The sequence below is a fragment of the Negadavirga shengliensis genome (assembly GCF_042652345.1).
GTDB classification, from domain to species: Bacteria; Bacteroidota; Bacteroidia; order Cytophagales; family Cyclobacteriaceae; genus Negadavirga; species Negadavirga shengliensis.
Genome location: NZ_JBHSJJ010000001.1, coordinates 408,376 through 427,685, shown reverse-complemented (window position 1 = coordinate 427,685; position 19,310 = coordinate 408,376). Strand labels below are relative to the sequence as shown.

The 19,310-nt window shown below is 46.4% G+C and carries 18 protein-coding genes and 1 riboswitch; of the genes, 11 read left to right on the top strand and 7 right to left on the bottom strand.

Annotation, left to right across the window (positions count from 1 at the left end; genetic code table 11):
* The first annotated feature begins 144 nt into the window (after positions 1 to 144).
* Together ACFPFU_RS01745 and ACFPFU_RS01740 are read left to right on the top strand one after the other, a co-directional pair.
* Positions 145 to 888, top strand: coding sequence for a hypothetical protein (locus tag ACFPFU_RS01745; RefSeq protein WP_377060883.1), 744 nt, complete (start codon positions 145 to 147; stop codon positions 886 to 888).
* A 46-nt stretch (positions 889 to 934) separates the two neighbouring features.
* Entirely contained in the window at positions 935 to 1,447 is a 513-nt protein-coding gene (locus tag ACFPFU_RS01740; protein ID WP_377060882.1) for an FKBP-type peptidyl-prolyl cis-trans isomerase, read from the top strand.
* A 105-nt stretch (positions 1,448 to 1,552) separates the two neighbouring features.
* Here the strand turns inward: ACFPFU_RS01740 and ACFPFU_RS01735 are convergent, their stop codons facing one another.
* The 3 genes from ACFPFU_RS01735 to ACFPFU_RS01725 are packed head-to-tail and all read right to left on the bottom strand — an operon-like array spanning position 1,553 to position 4,483.
* Positions 1,553 to 2,233 (bottom strand): uracil-DNA glycosylase family protein, encoded by a 681-nt coding sequence (locus ACFPFU_RS01735; protein WP_377060880.1) that lies wholly within the window; start codon positions 2,231 to 2,233, stop codon positions 1,553 to 1,555.
* Positions 2,230 to 3,933, bottom strand: a complete 1,704-nt coding sequence (locus ACFPFU_RS01730) for a GMC oxidoreductase (RefSeq protein WP_377060878.1) — start codon at positions 3,931 to 3,933, stop codon at positions 2,230 to 2,232. The genes ACFPFU_RS01735 and ACFPFU_RS01730 overlap by 4 nt, the downstream gene beginning before the upstream one ends.
* Positions 3,926 to 4,483: a gluconate 2-dehydrogenase subunit 3 family protein gene (locus tag ACFPFU_RS01725; RefSeq protein WP_377060876.1), complete on the bottom strand. Its 558-nt coding sequence runs from the start codon at positions 4,481 to 4,483 to the stop codon at positions 3,926 to 3,928. The genes ACFPFU_RS01730 and ACFPFU_RS01725 overlap by 8 nt, the downstream gene beginning before the upstream one ends.
* Before the next feature lie 156 nt (positions 4,484 to 4,639).
* Between ACFPFU_RS01725 and ACFPFU_RS01720 the strand changes: the two genes are divergently transcribed.
* From ACFPFU_RS01720 to ACFPFU_RS01700, 5 genes are all read left to right on the top strand, one after another.
* The gene (locus ACFPFU_RS01720) at positions 4,640 to 6,889 is read left to right on the top strand and encodes a TonB-dependent receptor domain-containing protein (protein ID WP_377060874.1); all 2,250 of its coding nucleotides are present in this window, start codon (positions 4,640 to 4,642) and stop codon (positions 6,887 to 6,889) included.
* 28 nt (positions 6,890 to 6,917) lie between these two features.
* Positions 6,918 to 7,529, top strand: coding sequence for a nitroreductase family protein (locus ACFPFU_RS01715; RefSeq protein ID WP_377060872.1), 612 nt, complete (start codon positions 6,918 to 6,920; stop codon positions 7,527 to 7,529).
* A gap of 132 nt (positions 7,530 to 7,661) precedes the next feature.
* Entirely contained in the window at positions 7,662 to 8,249 is a 588-nt protein-coding gene (gldD, locus tag ACFPFU_RS01710) for a gliding motility lipoprotein GldD (RefSeq protein WP_377060870.1), read from the top strand.
* 108 nt (positions 8,250 to 8,357) lie between these two features.
* Positions 8,358 to 9,434 carry a fatty acid desaturase family protein gene (locus tag ACFPFU_RS01705; protein WP_377060869.1) on the top strand — a complete coding sequence of 359 codons (1,077 nt, stop codon included), beginning with the start codon at positions 8,358 to 8,360 and terminating at the stop codon, positions 9,432 to 9,434.
* Positions 9,435 to 9,469: 35 nt separating this feature from the next.
* A riboswitch (TPP riboswitch) is annotated at positions 9,470 to 9,566 on the top strand.
* Positions 9,567 to 9,649: 83 nt separating this feature from the next.
* Positions 9,650 to 12,055 (top strand): TonB-dependent receptor, encoded by a 2,406-nt coding sequence (locus tag ACFPFU_RS01700; RefSeq protein ID WP_377060867.1) that lies wholly within the window; start codon positions 9,650 to 9,652, stop codon positions 12,053 to 12,055.
* Between the two features lie 24 nt (positions 12,056 to 12,079).
* Here ACFPFU_RS01700 and ACFPFU_RS01695 read toward each other — a convergent pair whose 3' ends face one another.
* From ACFPFU_RS01695 to ACFPFU_RS01685, 3 genes are all read right to left on the bottom strand, one after another.
* Positions 12,080 to 13,216: an NAD(P)/FAD-dependent oxidoreductase gene (locus tag ACFPFU_RS01695; RefSeq protein ID WP_377060865.1), complete on the bottom strand. Its 1,137-nt coding sequence runs from the start codon at positions 13,214 to 13,216 to the stop codon at positions 12,080 to 12,082.
* 120 nt (positions 13,217 to 13,336) lie between these two features.
* Complete coding sequence (locus tag ACFPFU_RS01690; protein ID WP_377060863.1) at positions 13,337 to 13,720, bottom strand: VOC family protein; 384 nt, start codon at positions 13,718 to 13,720, stop codon at positions 13,337 to 13,339.
* Positions 13,721 to 14,124: 404 nt separating this feature from the next.
* Positions 14,125 to 14,934 carry an AraC family transcriptional regulator gene (locus tag ACFPFU_RS01685; protein ID WP_377060861.1) on the bottom strand — a complete coding sequence of 270 codons (810 nt, stop codon included), beginning with the start codon at positions 14,932 to 14,934 and terminating at the stop codon, positions 14,125 to 14,127.
* Positions 14,935 to 15,122: 188 nt separating this feature from the next.
* Between ACFPFU_RS01685 and ACFPFU_RS01680 the strand changes: the two genes are divergently transcribed.
* The 3 genes from ACFPFU_RS01680 to ACFPFU_RS01670 all read left to right on the top strand — a co-directional run bounded on the left by ACFPFU_RS01680 (position 15,123) and on the right by ACFPFU_RS01670 (position 17,717).
* Entirely contained in the window at positions 15,123 to 15,884 is a 762-nt protein-coding gene (locus tag ACFPFU_RS01680) for a HEAT repeat domain-containing protein (RefSeq protein ID WP_377060859.1), read from the top strand.
* 241 nt (positions 15,885 to 16,125) lie between these two features.
* Positions 16,126 to 16,905 (top strand): LuxR C-terminal-related transcriptional regulator, encoded by a 780-nt coding sequence (locus ACFPFU_RS01675; RefSeq protein ID WP_377060857.1) that lies wholly within the window; start codon positions 16,126 to 16,128, stop codon positions 16,903 to 16,905.
* A 179-nt stretch (positions 16,906 to 17,084) separates the two neighbouring features.
* Complete coding sequence (locus ACFPFU_RS01670) at positions 17,085 to 17,717, top strand: hypothetical protein (protein ID WP_377060855.1); 633 nt, start codon at positions 17,085 to 17,087, stop codon at positions 17,715 to 17,717.
* Between the two features lie 56 nt (positions 17,718 to 17,773).
* Here ACFPFU_RS01670 and pheS read toward each other — a convergent pair whose 3' ends face one another.
* A complete protein-coding gene (gene pheS, locus ACFPFU_RS01665; RefSeq protein ID WP_377060853.1) occupies positions 17,774 to 18,802 on the bottom strand; it encodes a phenylalanine--tRNA ligase subunit alpha in 1,029 nt (342 codons plus the stop codon).
* 102 nt (positions 18,803 to 18,904) lie between these two features.
* Here pheS and ACFPFU_RS01660 point away from each other — a divergent pair, with 102 nt between their 5' ends.
* Positions 18,905 to 19,294, top strand: coding sequence for a hypothetical protein (locus ACFPFU_RS01660; protein ID WP_377060851.1), 390 nt, complete (start codon positions 18,905 to 18,907; stop codon positions 19,292 to 19,294).
* The last annotated feature ends 16 nt before the right edge of the window (positions 19,295 to 19,310 follow it).

Sequence of the window (19,310 nt, the reverse complement as noted above, 5' to 3'; positions counted from 1 at the left end):
ATGATCTTTTACACTTTCAGGTCAAAGGTACCTTTTTTGTCTGACCGGCTCAAACCGTTTACATCAAGATAACCGGGGAAAAAGGAATATATTATTGATTTAGGATTAAAATTTCTAACTTTAACTACAAAAATCGCCATATCTATGAACAGTTTATTCTTAACCCTCTGTATTTTGTTGAGTTTTTCCGTATTTGGTCAGGACCTGGAAGGCGCTTGGAAACTCACCCATCAAAACGGCAACGCGGTCAAAGACCGTGAATTCATTAAAATTTATCAGGACGGCTATTTTGCCTACGGAGCGAAAGAACTGGGCAGTAACAAGTTTTTGCATACCGGGGGAGGTGAATTCAGCCTGGAGGGCAACCGCTACACGGAAAGCCCGGATTTCTATACGGCTGACCCTGAGCAAGTAGGGACGACCCAACGTTATACCCTGGACTTCACGGATGGAAAAATGGTTATATCCGGCGAAATCAAAGGGGAAGAAAAAATTGAAATATGGGAAAGGATTTCGTCTGCAAAAGATGATTTGACCCGGAATTGGGTGATTACCGGCAGGAAAAGAGACGATAAAATCAGTGAAATGACCCCTGGGGCAAGAAGGACGGTGAAGATACTCAGTGGGGGCAGGTTTCAATGGATTGCATTCAATTCGGAAACCAAAGAATTCAGTGGTACCGGAGGAGGCACTTATGAGGCCAAAGATGGAAAATATACTGAAAATATTACTTTCTTCTCCAGAGATGACAGCAGAGTGGGTGCCAAACTCGAATTTGAATATGAGGTAATTGATGGAAAGTGGCATCATAGTGGCATGAGTTCCACGGGAAATCCCATCTACGAGATATGGTCTCCCTATGAAGAAGCATATAAACCCAAGAAATAGTCAGTACTTTTCCTTATTTTTGCGGGAACATATATAGATAAGTCCAATGAAGGCGGAAAAAGACAAGGTAGTATCCATCGTTTACGAACTCGAAGTCGATGATGGTGAAAATGGTAAGGAGTTTTACGAGAGGGTGGACAAGAGCCAGCCTTTCGCCTTTTTGTTCGGAGCCAACAATATACTTCCCAAGTTGGAGGAAGCCATTGAAGGAAAGGCGGTGGGGGACACCTTTGAGGTTTTTATTGATTTTGAAAACGGCTATGGTGATTATGAGGAGAACAAGAAGGTATATGTTTCCAAATCCGCTTTCAAAGAAAATGGCAAGAAAAACCTTGAGTTGCTAAAGGTGGGCAAGGTGGTCACCATGGAAGATGACAAAGGCAACCCTATGCGGGGCGAGATTCTTAAAATAGATTACAAGGGCGTATTGATGGATTTTAATTTCCCTTTGGCGGGATATGATCTTTATTTTAAAGGAGAAGTGATAGATATCCGGGATGCCGAACAGGAAGAAATCGATCATGGACACGTTCATGGGCCCGGCGGCCATGCGCATTAGTCAGTTATTGTCGATCTATGTTGGCTTCCTAATTAATTTCATCCCGGTTATGGGGTCATGATGTTGAAGGAATACCACATCGGCTTCTTTTCAATAGCTTCCTATCTATTTCAACACTTCTAAATATTTCCGGATATACTGCTGTTTTTCTTTGCTCCTGTACTGCATGATGTAGCGTGGATGCTCCAACGGGATGATTTCATTAAAAAAACGATGGATCCGGTTGATCTTGGAAAGAAACTTAAAATTCTTGCCGGTGCCTAAACAAATTACCCTTTCCCGTACCACATCCAGTTTTATCAGTTTTTCAAGCGAGGCCAATATATAGGATGTCATTCGCTCTTCCAGCTGTTTTTCATCATAATAGTTGAGGTTTTTTTCGCGGCCTTTGGCATCTATTTTCACAAATCCCAACGGGCAGACCGAATTGAAAAAGCAATCCGCATAAAATGCTTCGGCCCCGCCATATTCGGCAATCATTTCATATACAAAAACGGCGGAGGGCTCATAAGTCTTGATCTTTGTGGATATGCCGCAGTTTTCAATAAGCCTTTGGGTATCCGTAAAGGGAATACCTGTCAGCCCTGCTCCCAACCTTCCCGGGTTGATACCCAGAATGAGTTTTCTGGGATTGCGGTCATTGTAAAATTTCCTGTAAAAGGAGGCGGAGAGGTCCATGGCCTCTCCGTTCTCCTGATAAGGGTTCATCATTCGGATAGATGAAGGGATTCCTTTGGGGATATCCAGTTCTTTGTTAAATGCTATGATTTTTTCCGCAAAGGTCATCCCCGATTTTTCACCGCATGGTCCACAGCCCTGGCTGCAAAGGCCATGTAGGTTAAGGAGGGGTTTTGGGTGCTGGTAGAGGTCATGCAGGCACCATCCGTCACATAGACATTGGGGCAGGCATGCATCTGGTTCCACTTGTTCAACACCGAGGTGTTAGGGTCATTGCCCATACGCGCCCCGCCCATTTCGTGGATGTCAAGACCGGGGGCTCTTTTGTCATCCCTGGTTCTGATGTTGGTAAAACCCGCCGCCTCAAACATTTCCGTCATTTGCTCGAGATAGTCTTTGATCATGGCTTCATCATTTTGATCATAGTCCACGGAGACTTTCAGCAAAGGAATCCCCCATTCGTCTTTTTGGTTGGGATCAAGCGATACCCGGCCATCTTCTTTTGGTATGGTTTCACCCATCATATGGGAGCCAACCCTCCAGCTGCCGTATTTTGGCGGAGCCGTGAGGTTTTTCTCCAGTTCCTCACCAATCCCGGAATAGTCTGTCTCCATGGCCCTATGGGCGCTGAATCCAGCGGCATAGCCCCTGAGGAAGTCGGTTTCCTGTTTGTATACGTTTCTGAACCGGGGAAAATAACCGGAAGTGGGTCTTCTTCCCTCTGTTGTAAATTCCTTCAATCCTTCATACTCTCCCGAAATCCCTGCCCGGTAATTGTGGAAGGCAACGTATTTTCCTAAAACACCGCTGTCGTTCCCCAAACCATTCGGGAAACGTGCCGACGTGGAATTCAACAGAATGAGATTGGTGTTCAGTGCGCTGGCATTGACAAATATTACTTTTGCGTAATACTCCACGGTTTCCTTGGTATGGGCATCGATTACCCTTACCCCCGTGGCTTTTTCCTTTTCATCATCGTAAATGATGGAATGGACCACCGCATTGTTCCTCATGGTGAGGTTGCCGGTATTGGCGGCCCAGGGGAGCGTGGAGGAATTACTGCTGAAATATCCCCCAAACGGGCAGCCTCTCTGACAAAGCGTCCTGTTTTGGCAAAGGGTACGGCCCTGCTTGGCATAGTATTCCTCATTGCCGGTAATATGGGCGCAGCGTGCCACGATGATCTCACGCTCAGGATAGTTTTTTCTAAGAAAATCCTTGAAATACTTCTCTCCGGCTGTCAGTTCAAAGGGAGGAAGAAACTCTCCGTCCGGCAGATGCGGTAATCCATCCCTGTTTCCGGAAACCCCTATGAATTTTTCCACATGGCTGTACCAAGGGGCAATGTCCTTGTACCGGATAGGCCAGTCCACGGCAAATCCGTCCCTTGCAGGTCCTTCAAAATCGAAATCGCTCCATCTTTGGACTTGCCTCGCCCATAGCAGGGACTTTCCCCCGGTCTGATAACCCCTTATCCAATCAAAAGGCTTGTCCTGAACATAAGGATGCTCTTTGTCTTTAACAAAGAAATGCTGGGCATCTTCCCTGAAAGCGTAGCAGCGGCTCACGACCGGATTTTCCTTCTGGATGGCTTCAGGGATATTGCCCCGGTGTTCGAATTCCCAGGGCATCTTGTTGGTAGTGGGGTAATCTTTGATGTGATTGACTTCTTTACCCCTTTCCAGAACCAGGGTTTTGAGACCTTTCTCCGTAAGTTCTTTGGCGGCCCATCCCCCACTCATTCCGGATCCTATGACGATGGCATCATAGGTATTTTCCTTTATGCTTTTGATATTTAAGTTAGCCATTGATGTTGATGCTTTCCGTTGAATCTATTCTTTTACTTCCGATAAATCTGGCCGGGACCAGCTCATACGGTTGGATTTCCGTCATGAAATATTCGGAATTCAAATATCCCTGCAGTGCAAACCGCTTTGTCGTAGCAAGAAAATGCTGTACTTCTTTGAGGTTGTTGCCGCTGTTCATTTCAAGGGTTTTCCGGAAAGCGTCTGTTGCTTCATTTTGGTCCATATCGGAAAAAGGCTTGCCAAAATGTTTTTTACTGAAACCGTCAAACTGTTTCAATCCCTTTACATAGTCTGACTGCTGGCTTTCATCCAGGCAGTCATTGGCCATGACCAATACAAAATCCTCTAATTGGATTTCCTTTGCACCTTTAAGCTGTACTCCGGGGAAAATGGTTTGGGTCACCTGGGAGATAAGCTGTTTTTGCGCTTCTGTGATTTTTAGGTTTTCATAGGCTTGCAAGACGGACTCATCACTGAAATCACAGGAAGGCATCATGATTACCCCTCCTGTCAGGATAGCCAGTTGCTTAATGGCTAATCTTCTATCCATGATATTTTATCTAATTGAGATGAAAATGGAATGACAAGTTATTGATTTTTTGATTAACCGCGGCAGCTTTTTTTTATCGGCGGTGGTTTAACAAGAAAATGCCTTAATTTTACCGCGCTCATTAGGATTTTTAAGAATGCCATTAAGAATAAAAAAATGAAAATCAATCTTATACTGTTGATATTGTTATTGCCGGTATTGGCCGGTGCGCAGACGGAAGTCCGGATTCTGGATGCCCGCTCGGAAGAGCCGATACCTTATATGTTTGGCAAAGCAAGCAACCAAAGAAGTTATGTCTCGGATGAACAGGGGATCATGATGGTCAGTGTCGATGAAGAAACGGAGATGGTATTCTCCCATGTGGCTTTTGAAACGGCTCAGTTCAGGATTCCTGCCAGTGGCCAAATCACACTGAGAATGGATCGTGCCGACAATACCCTGACCGAAGTGGTGGTCACCTCGTTTGAATCGGAAAGGCCGCTCCTGGTACATGCGGGAGCCATATCCAGGGTGGCGGAAAGTGAACTGTACCGCTTCAATGAGACTTCTATGGTCCATGCCTTTAACACCAAGCCGGGGATAAGGGTCGAGGAAAGGGCACCGGCCAGTTACCGGATTTCCATTAGGGGAAGCTCTTTGCGTTCCCCGTTTGGCGTGAGAAATGTCAAAGTGTACTGGAATGACATGCCTTTTACGGCAGCTGATGGAACCACCCCGCTCAATATCCTGGACCTGTCCAATATCGAAAACACCGAAATCATCAAAGGACCGGCAGGAAGCATTTATGGCGCCGGCAACGGCGGCGTAATCAGTTTTACCAGCAAACAGAAAATTACCGATAACCGGATCAGCACAGATCTTAATGTAGGGGATTTTGGATTGGTACGTTACAGGATAGGTGTGGACCAGCAGCTGGAAAACGGCGGGATCAGTGCTTCTTATGCCAAGCAAAAATCGGATGGCTACAGGGACCATACCGCTGTAGACAGGGAGGTATTTCAGATAGCGGGCCGTTTTCAGCCTTCTGAAAAACAAAACATCACCACGCAGTTGCTCTACTCAGATTTGTATTATGAGCTTCCGGGCGCCCTGACAGCGGCTCAACTGGAAGAGAATCCCCGGCAGGCCAGACCGGGTTCTGCCGATCAAAATGCCTCTATCGGTTTGAAATCCATGTACGGTACTTTTGCCCATGAATACCGTTTCAATCCCAACTTTCATAACAAAACTTCCCTTTACATCAACACGGTGGATTTTGAGAATCCCTTCAACCTGGATTATAAAAAGGAAACCCAGTTCAGCTATGGAGGCAGGACCAGCTTTACCCTGGATGATACCTGGGGCAACATCCCCGTTCGTGTGATCGGCGGGGGCGAATATCAGTTGGCCAAAACGGCTGCCCAAAATTATGGAAACCGTGGAGGCAGAGCGGATACCATACGTTTCAGCGATGACCTGATTACCACTACCGCCTTCCTTTTCCAACAGATTGAGGCGGAATTGACGGATAGATTGCTCCTGACTTTAGGATTGAGTGAAAACTTTTCCAGTTATGATATTACCCGAAACATTGATGCCCTAACGGGGACGCCTTCCGCCGCTTTGAGGAGATTCGACCCTGTAGTGGTGCCCAGAATAGCGCTTTCGGCGAAACTCAATGAAACCTCTGCGGTGCATGGCAGCATCAGTTCCGGTTTTTCCCCTCCCACCATTGACGAGGTCAGGACCAACGAGGGAACCATCAATCTCGATCTGGAAGCGGAAAGGGGCATCAATTACGAGTTGGGGTACAGGGGAAGTTATAAACAGGGCAAGGTAAACCTGGATGTTACGGCATTCTATTTTAAACTTGATGAAACGATTACCACTTTTACCAATGAACAGGGTGTGGTCCTTTTTAGAAACGCCGGGGCCACGGACCAAAAAGGGGTAGAGGCTTTTGTCGATTATGCGCTGGTCAGAAGCCAGCTTTCGTTTGTACAGGAGCTCAAATTGACCCATACCTATACCGGTCATTTTTTCACCTTTGCCAATTACCGGCAAGGAGAGAATGATTTCTCCGGAAACGATCTGACCGGGGTGGCGCCGCATACCCTGGTAAACCAGATAGATGTCCGCACCCAGCCTGGCTTCTACCTGAATTTTACCCATCAGTTTGTAGATGAAATCCCACTAAACGATGCCAATACGGTGTACCAGGACGCCTATCACCTGATGAATGCCAGAATGGGCTGGCGCAGGAATCTTGGAACTGCTTGGGACCTGGAGATTTTTGCGGGAGCCGAAAACCTTCTTAACGCCACCTATAGCCTGGGCAATGACCTTAATGCCTTTGGCGGCAGATTCTATCAGCCTGCGCCCACAAGAAACTATTATGGTGGTATTAAAGTTGGTTTAAAATATTAACCCATTCATCTTTTAAATACCAAAAAGCATGCTTAACAGAAGACCTATATTCAATATTGAAGAGATAAACAAAATCATCCGGAACAGAAGATCCATGTTTGTGGCCCAGTTCAAGGAAAATGACCCCGTCGAGGACAGTATCATTTCTGAAATGCTTGAAAATGCCAATTGGGCTCCCACGCATAAACTCACCGAGCCCTGGAGGTTTAGGGTGTTTACAGGCAATGGATTAAAAACACTGGCAGATTTCCAATCCGGGTTGTATAAAAAAAGAAGTGAAAAAACCGGCAACTTTATAGAAGCCACCTATCAGAAACTAAAGGAAAACCCGCTAAAAGCATCCCATATCATTGCGATAGGCATGAAGAAGGATCCCAGAGCCAATTTGCCGGAAATGGAGGAAGTGGCTGCCGTGGCCATGGCGGTACAGAACATGTACCTGACTGCCAGTGCCCATGGGCTGGCAGCTTATTGGGGGACCGGTGGACCCACTTTCTGGCCTGAAGCCAAGCCCTTCTTTGGGTTGGGTGAGGAAGACAAACTCATGGGCTTTTTTTATGTGGCCAAGCCTGTAAGTGACCGTTGGCCGGAGGGAAGAAGAAAGCCGATTTCCGAAAAGGTCAGCTGGATCAGGGAATAAACGAGGCAAAATAATTTTGGTTAAAATGGAACGGTTACCCCCAAGGTAGCCGTTTAACCTTTGTAAACCTCAGGAAAGCAGTTGTCCACCCACGCTACGGGGGATATTTAGCTTTCTTATGAAACCGTTAAAATGATACATCACTTTACCAGATGTCTCCTGATTGTGACGCTGACCGTTTTGATTTTCGGTTGCCAGTCGGACTATGTGCCTAAACCAAAGGGATATAACCGAATAGATTTGCCGGAAAGGGATTTTGTGTTCCTGGCGGACCAAGACCTTCCCTATCGGTTCGAGCATTCGCGGCATCTTCAGGTAGAGCCTGATTCGTTCAATATGGAAGAAAGAACATGGATCAACCTCCATTATACAGGTTTGGATGCAAGGGTTCATCTGACGTACAAGCCCATAAACGGCAAAGTTGAAAACCTTAAATCTTACCTGAATGATGCCCTGTCGCTTACCTCCAAGCACCAAATTAAAGCTTATGGCATTGATGAGGCGGTGGTGAGGACACCAACAGGGTACACGGGCTTGGTGGCCGAATTGAGCGGGGAGGTGCCTACCCAGTTCCAGTTTTTCGTGACCGATTCCACCCAGCATTTTCTCAGAGGCGCACTGTATTTCAATACAGCGGTAAAAAATGATTCATTGGCTCCCATTATTGAATATGTAAAAACCGATATGATGCATCTGATCAATACGGTGGAGTTTGATTGATGGATTGAAAATAAAATGGTATCTTAGCAAATGGTATATTCTGAACCGTAGCCTCTCCATGGGTGAATTTTCATTGATGCCCATTTATCACCCAATAAATTACTATATATGGCTACCCCCAAATTTTCCAAGAGCAAGATTTCTTTTCATCTGGACTTAAAGAAAAGAATCAGCGATTATTTTGATGATAAAAGAATTCCAAAAACCGGTAACCGCACTTTGTATATCAAGGCGGTGATTATGGTTCTTTCTTTAGTCTCAAGTTATATCTATGTTGTTCTGTTCACCCCTCATTGGGCGCTTGCATTGGCGGTGTGCATGCTGATGGGGGCGTTGACTGCCTTCATTGGTTTTAATATCATGCATGACGGTGCCCATGGTAGTTTCTCAAGCAAGCAATGGATCAATAACCTGGCGGGTCTGTCCATAAATTTCCTGGGAGCTAATGTGTTCATGTGGAAAACCAAACACAATGTGGTTCATCACGCCTATACCAATATTGAGGGAGTAGATGATGATCTGAATGCCAGACCCTTTTTGAGATTGGCGCCAAGCCAGAGAAAATACGGTATCCATAATTACCAGCATTTTTACTTTATTTTCACGTATTCCTTGTTGTATCTGTATTGGGTATTTTTTACCGATTACAAAAAATACATCACCGGCAAGGTAGGAATTGTGCCCATACAGAGAATGAAGGTTGCGGACCATCTTTCTTTTTGGGGATTCAAAGTTGTTCATCTAATGCTTTTTGTCGCATTCCCGATTTATATGGTAGGGTTGGTACCTTGGCTGATCGGATTTACCATATATGGTTTATTTGCGGGGATCGTGCTTACTTCTGTGTTTCAACTGGCCCACAGTTTGGAGGAGACCACTTTCCCAATACCCTCAGTGGAGACCAATAATCTTGAGGATGAATGGATCATTCACCAGATCAGGACCACCGCCAATTTTGCACCCCGGCACAAGCTGCTCACCTGGTTGCTGGGAGGATTGAATTATCAAGTAGAACACCATTTATTTCCTAAAATCTCACATATCCATTATCCTGCTTTAAGTAAGATTGTGAAGCAGGCCTGTGTGGAATATTGCATCCCCTACCTCGAACATAGCCGGTTGAGAATGGCAGTCATGTCCCATATCCGGCACCTCCGGGCGTTGGGAAGAGGCGAGCCTGTTTAGGTTTGGCTTTATAAGAATAAACCGATACCTTTGCATGAGATCATTAGGGGTGCCCCAACACCACGGGCTGAGATCATACCCACAACACCTGATCCGGGTAGTGCCGGCGAAGGGAAATGAGAAACAGCAACTTCTTTCTTGCTGCTATTGGGTAAACAATTGAGGGAGGGATTCCCCTTAATCCTTTCCATGTTTAACCAAAAATCTTACTTGTCATGATTCGTTTATACTTGATGATGGCCCTGTCCTTATGGACAACGTGGGCGGCAGCCCAAAACCAGATCAATGGCCATGTGAGGGATGCCGTGACCGGTGAGCCGCTACCGGGAGCCAATATTATTCTGGAGGGGAAAGGGACAGGCAGCGTGGCCGATATGGAAGGCAATTTCGTATTGGATGCTCTCCCCCAAGGCGCTTATGGTCTTCGGGTTTCTTATGTGGGCTATCAAACGGCCCGGATGCAAGTGCAGGTGCCGCTTACCGGTGAGCTGGTATTTGAAATGAAGCCCAGTACAGTGACTACCGAGGAATTTATTGTGACCGGTACCAGGGCTTCCGCAACCACCCCCACTACTTTTCAGGTGATTGACAAAGAAACACTGGCTAAAAACAATCTCGGCCAGGATCTTCCCTTTCTGCTGAATTATACACCTTCCATGGTGACCCATTCTGACGCCGGAGCGGGGGTCGGCTACACGGGTCTGCGCATCCGGGGTTCGGACCAAACCCGGATCAATGTCACCGTCAACGGTATACCCCTGAATGACGCCGAGTCCCATGGGGTATTCTGGGTGAACATGCCGGATTTTGCCTCCTCTGTGGACAATATCCAGATCCAACGCGGCGTGGGTACCTCCACCAATGGCGCCGCTACCTTCGGCGCCAGCATCAATATCCAGACCGATACAAAAAGGGAAGAGGCCTACGCCGAAACGGACAACTCATTTGGTTCCTTCAATACCAGAAAACACACGGTCAAAGCAGGCACGGGTCTTTTAAACGGCAAATGGGCGGTGGATGCCCGGCTGTCCCAGATCAGCTCCGACGGGTATATTGACCGGGCTTTTTCCGATCTGAGATCTTATTTTGTCTCCGGAGGATATTACGGAGACGATCACGTATTCAAGGTCAATATTTTCTCAGGAGCTGAACAGACGTACCAGGCCTGGAACGGGGTGCCGGAGCATCTGCTCGAAACCGACAGGACTTATAACAGCTACACTTACGATAATGAAACCGATAACTACTGGCAGGATCATTACCAGTTCATCTATGCAGGGAACTGGAGCCAAAACCTGAAAGCCAACTTTGCGTTGCATTATACCTATGGTAGGGGGTATTATGAACAGTTCCGTCCCAATGACAGGCTGCTTCAGAACTATGGCATAGCGCCCATCCAAATAGGCGATGAACTGATCAGCAGAACCGACATTATCCGCCGAAGGTGGCTGGATAATGATTTTTATGGGGCCGTATTTTCGCTGAACTACGTTTCCGATGATGGCCGGATGGACGCTATCCTGGGCGGAGGAGCCAACCGCTATGACGGGGATCATTTTGGGGAAATCATCTGGATGGCAGTAGCCGGTAATACCAATATCAGAGACAGGTATTACGACAATGTGGCTATAAAAGATGACCGCAACATTTACCTCAAAGCCACCTATGAAGTAAAAGACAGGCTTTACCTTTTCGGAGACCTGCAATACCGGGGGATCGATTACCGCTTTGATGGCATCAACAATGATCTCCGGGACATTTCCGGATCTCAGCACTATAATTTTTTCAATCCTAAAGTAGGGCTTTCCTATGAGGCAAATGATGGGAAAACATGGTACGCTTCCTACGCAGTGGCCAACAGGGAGCCGGTAAGAAGGGACTTTACGGATTCTCCGCTGACTGAAATACCCAGACCGGAATCCCTGCGGAATGTAGAGGCAGGTGTGAGGTTTCAACAGACAAAGTATCAGTACAGTGCCAACCTCTACTACATGGATTACAAAGACCAATTGGTGCTGACCGGCCAACTGAATGATGTGGGTGCCTACATCCGGGAAAACGTCGCAAGCAGCTATAGGGCAGGTATCGAGCTGGATGGCGCGGTACGGCTATCCCCGCAGTGGACCCTGGGAGGAAACCTGGCGTTCAGCAGAAACAAGATCGCGTCTTTTACCGAGTACAATGATGTATATGACGAAAACTGGGGGTTTGCGGGTCAGGAGGCGACTGTCCATGAAAATACGGATATTGCCTTTTCCCCAAATATGGTGGGCACAGCCATCGTGGATTTCAGGCCTTTGGAAAATTTGGAGCTCAGCCTGCTGAATAAGTATGTGGGCAGCCAATACCTGGACAACACCCAACATGAGGACCGCAAACTGGATGCATTCTGGACCACCGATTTCAGGTTTTCTTATTCCCTGGCTCCGGGTTTTGTAAAAGGGATGGACTTCACCCTGTTGGTAAACAATATCTTCAACCGGCTGTATGAGCCCAATGGCTATACCTTCAGCTATTTTGTGCCTGGGGAAGTGCCCGGTGGACGGCAGTTGATCACAGAAAACTTCTATTATCCCATGGCAGGCACCAATTTTCTGGCGGGGGTGAGTATCAAGTTTTAGGGGTTAATACGAAAGAGATGAGATTCAAACCTGCTGGCCATGGGTATGTTTCATTATTTTTTTGGCCAGAAAAGGAAGGAGGTTCGCCATATCCACCATGATCCTGGATAAGACCGGTGAGCCAAACAGGGCCTGCACCTTTCTTCCGATGGCTATCCTCCCTTGGAAGGAAGTGCGCCAGGCTTGGGCATAAGCTCTTCCTATTTTTTCCACCGAGTGGTTTTGCAGGACAGCTTCTGCAGCCAGCTTGCCGGTATGGATGGCGATGGCCATGCCGTTGCCGCAGAGGGGGGAGATCATGCCGGCCGCATCACCCAGCATCAAAACCCCGTTTTCGACGGGTTTTTTTATGGCAAAGCTGATTTCATTGATCACTTCAGGCTTATCCCAGAGAAATTCGGAATGTTCATATATGGACCTGATCCGGGGATTGGTGAAGAGGTGTTTTTCTTCCATTTTCCGGATGCTACCGCATTCCCTGAGCTGCCTGCTGCTACCCAGATAACAGAGGTTGGCCATGCCATCTTCTATCTGATTGATCCCAAAATATCCGCCCCTGAAATTGTGCAGGGCCACGGTGTCGGTGGCATGGTCTGTGCGGACATGGTACTTAACACCGATGTAAGGACTCCGTTGCCCTATGAAGGGGCGGTTCATGGCCCGGTCGATTTTGGAGCGTTTGCCGAAGGCTCCCAGAACAAAGAGGCTTTGAAGCCTTTCCCCGCTATCCAGATCCACGGAGAATTCTTGTTTTCTCACATCGAAATGCACATCCAGCGCCTGGGTTTTTTGTAAAAAATCCACCCCCGCTTTTACACATTTCCGGTAGAAATGATGGTCCAGCGCAAAACGGCTGATACCGAATCCCCCCAGGTCAAGGGGGATTTCCATTTGTCTGCCATCCGTGGCACTCAGCCGGAAGCGGTGAATATCAGCATGGGGAATATGGTGGGGAAACAAGCCTTCTCTTATCAGAAATCCTTTCACCTCATTCGAGACATATTCCCCGCAAACCCGGTGAAAGGGATAGGCCTTTTTCTCTATTACCAGGACCTTTCTGCCAGCGTTGGCCAGCAAAAAGGCGGCTGTCAGTCCCCCCAAGCCCCCGCCGATGATGACGATTTCATTGTCCAATTTTTCAGGAGTCAAGTCCGCGTACATTCGTTACCGTCATGCCCTATCCGGTGTTTGTGATAGGGCATCAGTAATTCCCAAAATAGCCTTTTTATTTTGGAATTCAATCGCATTCACCGTTCAAGAAGTAAAATTAGCCGCGTACTTTTATTGCCTTCCTGTAATCCACCAGGTGTTGCCGCATGGATCCTTGATGCCGCCGCTTCTCCCGTATTCCTTGTCGGATACTTCCATTACCGTGGTGGCTCCTTCATCAAGGGCTTTTTGGTAAATTTTGTCCGCATCGTCTACATTGATGTAAAGTCCTGCGGTTTGTGTGGCCCACTGATCGGTACTTTCACCGGCCATAATGACATTTTCGCCGATGGTTACCTCGGCATGTACGACCCGGCCATTGTCGTCCCGGTATCGCATTTTTTCCTTTGCACCAAATACTGCTGAGACAAAAGCAATAAATTTGGATACATCTTTTAAGATCAGATACGGCATCACCGTGTTGTAGTAGTCGGGGGTTTGAAATGATTTTTCCATAACATTTTTTTTTCAAAGGTTGATAAACTGCCGGACAGCAAATTGTAAAAATCCGACACCTTTTCATTCTTCTATTATGAAAAGGACTTGCTTTGCAGGCTTATTATATTCATGTTCAGTCAATCACGGCTTTTTGGGTTAACCAACAGATTTACTGTTCAGTCTACAGGACGGCAGCCAGCGATTCCACAGACCAGCTTATCTCATCTCTGTGTGACTTAGGCGGCCCGGCGAGGCACTGTTGATGCGAATTTCATGAAACGATTCAGATCATTGAATCTTTTTCCCAAATAATAATTTTAACCAAATTATCCTCATCCTTCGTGCCAATTTGAGTAACCGGGAATATGTCCTTGACATCATCCGCTGTTGGGACGCATACAGGCCCATAAATTTTTAAAACCTTAATCCCGCCATTCAGTACCTTCAGCATGTCCGCTGAAGTATTGTCCCGGTTCATAACCTGAAAAGGTTTTGAAATCACGGATAAAATGGGATTGGTCAAAATACCCGCATTCATAGGCGATTTCTGTGAGTGATTTTTCGAGCTTGTTCCTGTAGAGATTACAGGCGTTTTCAAACCTGACGATGCGCATAAAACGTTTCGGACTCATTCCTGCATATTCGCTGAATTTCCTTTCAAATTGTCTTTCCGAAAGGTTAAAACGGGACGCCAGGTCACGGACCTTGGGCAGGTGTTTGGCATGCACGGTATATTTTACCGCCGACACAGCGGGGTGATCGTAGCCTGTGGGCAATTTGCTGAGACGACCATGAATAAAGTCGGAAAGGATGCGGATACGTTCCTGCGTATTAGGGGCAAGGATTATCCGTTCCTCCAGCTCCCTACCTTGAGGCCCGAGGGCCGAGTGTAAATCCGGCATTTGGTTGGTAAACTCAGCCGCCGGGGTATTCAATAGCAGTTTCGATGCGTAAGGATACAGGTAGGCACCAAAAATCCCAAAATCTTCGTGGGTAATAAATCTGCGGTAACGGTAAGACTGGGCGTGAATGCCGGACCGGAAGGAAAGTGTGCGCCGTTCCTGTTCATCGATTTCATGGAACAAGCCTTTGTAATGGAACAGCAATTCGGTACAGCAATCCGCCATGGACCGGTGGATATAGCCGGATGATTGGGCATCGCTTTCCAGCACCCAGAAACACCGGACCAGATGGCTTAAGGAAACAGGCGGGGCAAAAGTGGAATATCGCATTTGTCTCTATGGGAGTTTTTATAATTTGGCTGATTTGCGGTACTTTAGCTGACAATAAAGATAAGCAATCTGCTTTAAAATGACGCACGTATGACAAGGAGGCCGGATACGGTGGGCAGGCCTTTCCAATTTGCGCGTCTTTAGGGATAACCGGGTACATTCGAAGCTTAATCAAGCAAACAAAAGCCATGGGGTTTTATGACTTGTCAAAGAATGAAAGGCAGCAAGCGGTGGAAGCAATAAAGGCTGCCCTTTGTGAAGACCTTGTGGAGGATAGCTCCTTGACTTCCACTATCACTTATTTTTCCGATCCTGATACCTATGTCAGAAAAGCCGCTTACCTTTCTTTGTCCAAGTTGTATTTCGCTTTTCCCAAATACAGGGATACTATTCTGAAAAGACTGGATGGCTTAATGGTTCACGCTGATTTTAGGATCAGGCAGACAGTCATCAATACGGCCGGAGAAATAGGCAAAAAAGACTTTGGATCAGTAATGCCTATTTTTGATAAAGGCCTGTTGGATGGGCACCATTCCCCCAGAAATGCGGTTGTGGGTTCTATTAAGAAAATGGGGGAAGTCAACCCCGCCCCTGTCCTGAAATGGGCAAGGAGCTATCTTCACCATCAGGACAAAGAGATTCGGAGAGAAATCTGCCACGGCATAGAACTGAGGGGCAGGAAGCATCCGGAGGACATATTGCCCTTGCTCAAGGAACTCCAACATGATAAAACTGCCCGGGTCCGTAATACCTTGGTTCATGTTATCGGACAAATAGCCTACAAAAAAGGTTGCCTTCAGAAGGTACTGGACCACTTGAGGAGTTGGGAAAATCAGGATTTGGTAGAGGCGGCGCTGGAAGAGATCATTGATGTCCATGAGCGGTATAAAACTTTTGCGGCCATGTCGCAAGATGAAGCCAGGAAATTTATTGCCACTGTTTTCGGGTGATGTCAGGCGTAATTGGAACATCAAAGGCAAAGTCTCAAGCATAAATAGAACTTCCTATCCAGAGTAACTTCGAAAATTATAAAACATATTAATTCGTTTTTTGAATACAAAAAACAGTATTATCTGTCGTTTTAAGCGCCCGATATAGTGGATTATTTAAGATTATATGGGTTTTTGGTAATCATTATCTTGTGTTTTTTTTAGAAAATGGCGTTTTTAGAGCTTTGATAAAGTGCTATTCATGAAGGAAAGTATACAATTGATGCATCAGGTTTGGGACAAACTGGTGGTGGATAAGCGCCATCCGACGAATTTGCCTGAGATTGATTTCAATGAAATTGTAAGCGCCGTATTTGCTGCCGGACCTTTTTATTATTACATCATCGATTTTTTCGATCTGAGTATTTCCCATATCAGTGAGGGTTTTAAAGAGGCACATGGTGTGGATCCAGAAGACATCCATACCGTCAATGATATACTGGCCTTGATCCATCCGGAAGACATGGCCTTGGTATCCAAAGCAGAACAAGCGGCTTTTGATCATATGACTGAGCACCTGGGCATTCAAAATGTCAAGTCCTGTAAGTTTTCATATAATTTCCGGTTCAAGACTGCCAGGAATGATTTTGAACTGTACAATCACCAGTCTTTGATATTGACCACGGATAAAAACAACAACTTTGTGAAGTCGCTGAATATCCATACCAATATCCATCACCTTACCCAAACCAATAACAACACCTATTCGATAATTGGGCTGAATGGGCTGCCTTCTTATCTTAACCTCCCGATTTTTGAAGAAGAAGATGATGCGGATGCGCTGAGCACGAACAGCTTCTCCAGCCGCGAAATAGAAATTATCAAACTCATTGCGGACGGGATGCCCACCAAACAAATCGCTGACCGTCTTTTTATCGCTCCTGAAACGGTTAAGTCTCACCGCAAGAACATCCTGCGAAAGGCGGGATGTACCAATTCCAACGCGCTGGTGGCGAGGGGAGTGAGCGAGGGGTGGATTTGATATAGCGGCATGGTTATATTGGTGACTTTCCTATAATCTTTTAAATAAAAATCCCCCTAATGGGGATTGCGCGTTTTATTGGCATCCGCTATTTTTGGTTTATTGATTTTTGTGGAAATACGGTTTTTTATTTCATACAATCTGTATTTTATATTATTAACAGCTTAACATTTTAAACGATGAGAAAATTATTTAATCCTATTGCAGGTGTGTTATTATTGGGGTTGTTTCTGGGAGGTTGTGGCAATGATGATGGTACAGAAGGTCTTGCCGGAGATGAAAATCTTAATAAAAAGAATCATTTTAAAGTCGGCAACACAGAATATGAATTGGCAGACGGTTCTCTGGAAAATTACGGTGAGGATGTCTATGGCGAATGGCATGAAGGGTATAACCTGGATCTGTTGCTGGTTTCAAAAAATTTAAAAATCACCCAGAATGAAGATGGAGGAATGGATGTCACGGGATCGGGAAACGCCATATATTTTGAACTTTTTACCTCAGAGGGCTCTTCTCTGGACAATGGCGATTACGAACACGGCGCAGCTGATTTTTTCCCCGTGGGCACCTATGATTACGCAAGCTATTATGTTGATGTCAATACGGAAGAAGAGGAGGACAGTGACGTCAGGATAAGCTCCGGGAAGGTCACCGTCAAAAGAGACGGCCAGGAATATGAACTTACGATCGACTGTAAAGATGAAGATGGAAAGACCGTAACCGGTTATTACAAAGGAACGTTGCAATATTTTGATTATACCTCCGGTTCCGCTTCCTCAAGGATACTTTTCCATCCAAAAAAGCGAAGATAAAGTCAGGGGGCCGGCCTAGTCGGCGGTTTTGTCAAAATCCGTTAACCGGTCTGTGTTTAAAGCAACGGCCGGAACTGTCTCAGGAAACGCACATCATTTTCGGTGAAGAGCCTCAGGTCGTTGATCTGGTATTTGAGCATGGCGATCCGCTCTATGCCCATGCCGAAGGCAAAGCCGGTGTATTTTTCTGAATCAATGCCGCAGTTTTCAAGCACATTGGGATCCACCATTCCGGCACCGCCGATTTCTACCCATCCGGTGCCTTTGCAGATGTTACAGCCCTTACCCCCGCAGAGTTGACAGGAAATGTCGATTTCTGCGCTGGGTTCGGTGAAAGGGAAAAATGAAGGCCTGAAACGCACCTTGGTGTCTTTGCTGAACATCTCTTTGGCAAAGTGATACAAGGTCTGTTTAAGGTTGGCAAAACTTACGTTTTCATCTACATAGAGCCCTTCCACCTGATGGAAGATACAGTGGGCCCGGGCAGAGATGGCCTCGTTTCTGAAGACCCTGCCCGGCGAAAGCGTCCTGATGGGCGGCTGTTGGTTTTCCATGACCCTTACCTGTACCGAAGAGGTGTGGGTACGCAGGGCGATATCCGGGCTTTTTTCTATAAAGAAGGTGTCCTGCATCTCCCTGGCCGGATGGTTTTCCGGGAAGTTCAATGCGGTAAAGTTATGCCAATCGTCTTCTATTTCCGGCCCTTCCGAGAGGTTGAAGCCTATTCTTTCAAATATCCCGATGATGCGCTGGCGGGTGGCGGTAAGGGGATGGATACCTCCCACGGGGACGGTGGTCGGGGGGAGGGTGAGGTCCAGGTCCTCGTTTTTACGCTTTTTTGACTGAGCATTTACCGCATCGATCAGTTCTTTGAATTTTTCCTCTGCCAGTTGTTTTATCCCGTTGATCAGCTGGCCAAATTCCCGTTTTTCTTCGTTGGGGACATGACGCATCTCTGCAAACAATTCCCCCACGATGCTTTTTTTACTGATAAAACGCATTCGGTAAGCTTCCAACTCCTCCGGGCTGCTGGCACGGGCTGCTTCAATTTCCGCCTTGATCTGTTCGATTTTTTCGCTGTGCATCTTCTCTTCGGATATTTTAAGACCACAAATCTAAAATAAATTATTGAAGCCGCCTATAATTTTGATTTTGGAAAATATGCCATTCCCGACAGCTTTTGGGAGATGGACATCATGCAGGGCTTTGGAATGATAAATGAAAATGGCTTTGCCGCCCTCAATGGTTTTTGGGAAAATGACACCATTGCCTTTTTTGAAATACGCCTTCAACGAAACGGTGAGATCACTAACTGGCAAGTCTTTTGGGACCATAATGAGAACCAGGCAGTTAAGCGCGTTTTTTCAGAAAACCGGTTTCCTGCTTTCAAGCAGCCTGTAGGATTTTTGGATGGATGTTGTTTTTATTGCGCAGGTATCGGACCTGCTGGAACTGGATGCAAGCCTGTTGCCAGAGGAGGCTGCATTGGTAGAAAGCAATGGCAACCCGGTGTTGGTATTTGTGCGTCTTTAAAGCTATCCTATCATTATCGTAAAGGCATCTTATGTGTTTTCTGATTTTTTCAGAATCAGG

What these genes read in the sequence shown, in the direction of transcription:
- ACFPFU_RS01695 (WP_377060865.1), bottom strand. Translation starts at nt 13,216, where the DNA reads ATGTACGCGGACTTGACTCCTGAAAAATTGGACAATGAAATCGTCATC.
- ACFPFU_RS01700 (WP_377060867.1), top strand. Translation starts at nt 9,650, where the DNA reads ATGATTCGTTTATACTTGATGATGGCCCTGTCCTTATGGACAACGTGG.
- ACFPFU_RS01670 (WP_377060855.1), top strand. Translation starts at nt 17,085, where the DNA reads ATGAGAAAATTATTTAATCCTATTGCAGGTGTGTTATTATTGGGGTTG.
- ACFPFU_RS01740 (WP_377060882.1), top strand. Translation starts at nt 935, where the DNA reads ATGAAGGCGGAAAAAGACAAGGTAGTATCCATCGTTTACGAACTCGAA.
- ACFPFU_RS01730 (WP_377060878.1), bottom strand. Translation starts at nt 3,933, where the DNA reads ATGGCTAACTTAAATATCAAAAGCATAAAGGAAAATACCTATGATGCC.
- ACFPFU_RS01685 (WP_377060861.1), bottom strand. Translation starts at nt 14,934, where the DNA reads ATGCGATATTCCACTTTTGCCCCGCCTGTTTCCTTAAGCCATCTGGTC.
- ACFPFU_RS01660 (WP_377060851.1), top strand. Translation starts at nt 18,905, where the DNA reads ATGGACATCATGCAGGGCTTTGGAATGATAAATGAAAATGGCTTTGCC.
- ACFPFU_RS01735 (WP_377060880.1), bottom strand. Translation starts at nt 2,233, where the DNA reads ATGACCTTTGCGGAAAAAATCATAGCATTTAACAAAGAACTGGATATC.
- pheS (WP_377060853.1), bottom strand. Translation starts at nt 18,802, where the DNA reads ATGCACAGCGAAAAAATCGAACAGATCAAGGCGGAAATTGAAGCAGCC.
- ACFPFU_RS01715 (WP_377060872.1), top strand. Translation starts at nt 6,918, where the DNA reads ATGCTTAACAGAAGACCTATATTCAATATTGAAGAGATAAACAAAATC.
- ACFPFU_RS01675 (WP_377060857.1), top strand. Translation starts at nt 16,126, where the DNA reads ATGAAGGAAAGTATACAATTGATGCATCAGGTTTGGGACAAACTGGTG.
- ACFPFU_RS01690 (WP_377060863.1), bottom strand. Translation starts at nt 13,720, where the DNA reads ATGGAAAAATCATTTCAAACCCCCGACTACTACAACACGGTGATGCCG.
- ACFPFU_RS01725 (WP_377060876.1), bottom strand. Translation starts at nt 4,483, where the DNA reads ATGGATAGAAGATTAGCCATTAAGCAACTGGCTATCCTGACAGGAGGG.
- ACFPFU_RS01745 (WP_377060883.1), top strand. Translation starts at nt 145, where the DNA reads ATGAACAGTTTATTCTTAACCCTCTGTATTTTGTTGAGTTTTTCCGTA.
- ACFPFU_RS01720 (WP_377060874.1), top strand. Translation starts at nt 4,640, where the DNA reads ATGAAAATCAATCTTATACTGTTGATATTGTTATTGCCGGTATTGGCC.
- ACFPFU_RS01705 (WP_377060869.1), top strand. Translation starts at nt 8,358, where the DNA reads ATGGCTACCCCCAAATTTTCCAAGAGCAAGATTTCTTTTCATCTGGAC.
- gldD (WP_377060870.1), top strand. Translation starts at nt 7,662, where the DNA reads ATGATACATCACTTTACCAGATGTCTCCTGATTGTGACGCTGACCGTT.
- ACFPFU_RS01680 (WP_377060859.1), top strand. Translation starts at nt 15,123, where the DNA reads ATGGGGTTTTATGACTTGTCAAAGAATGAAAGGCAGCAAGCGGTGGAA.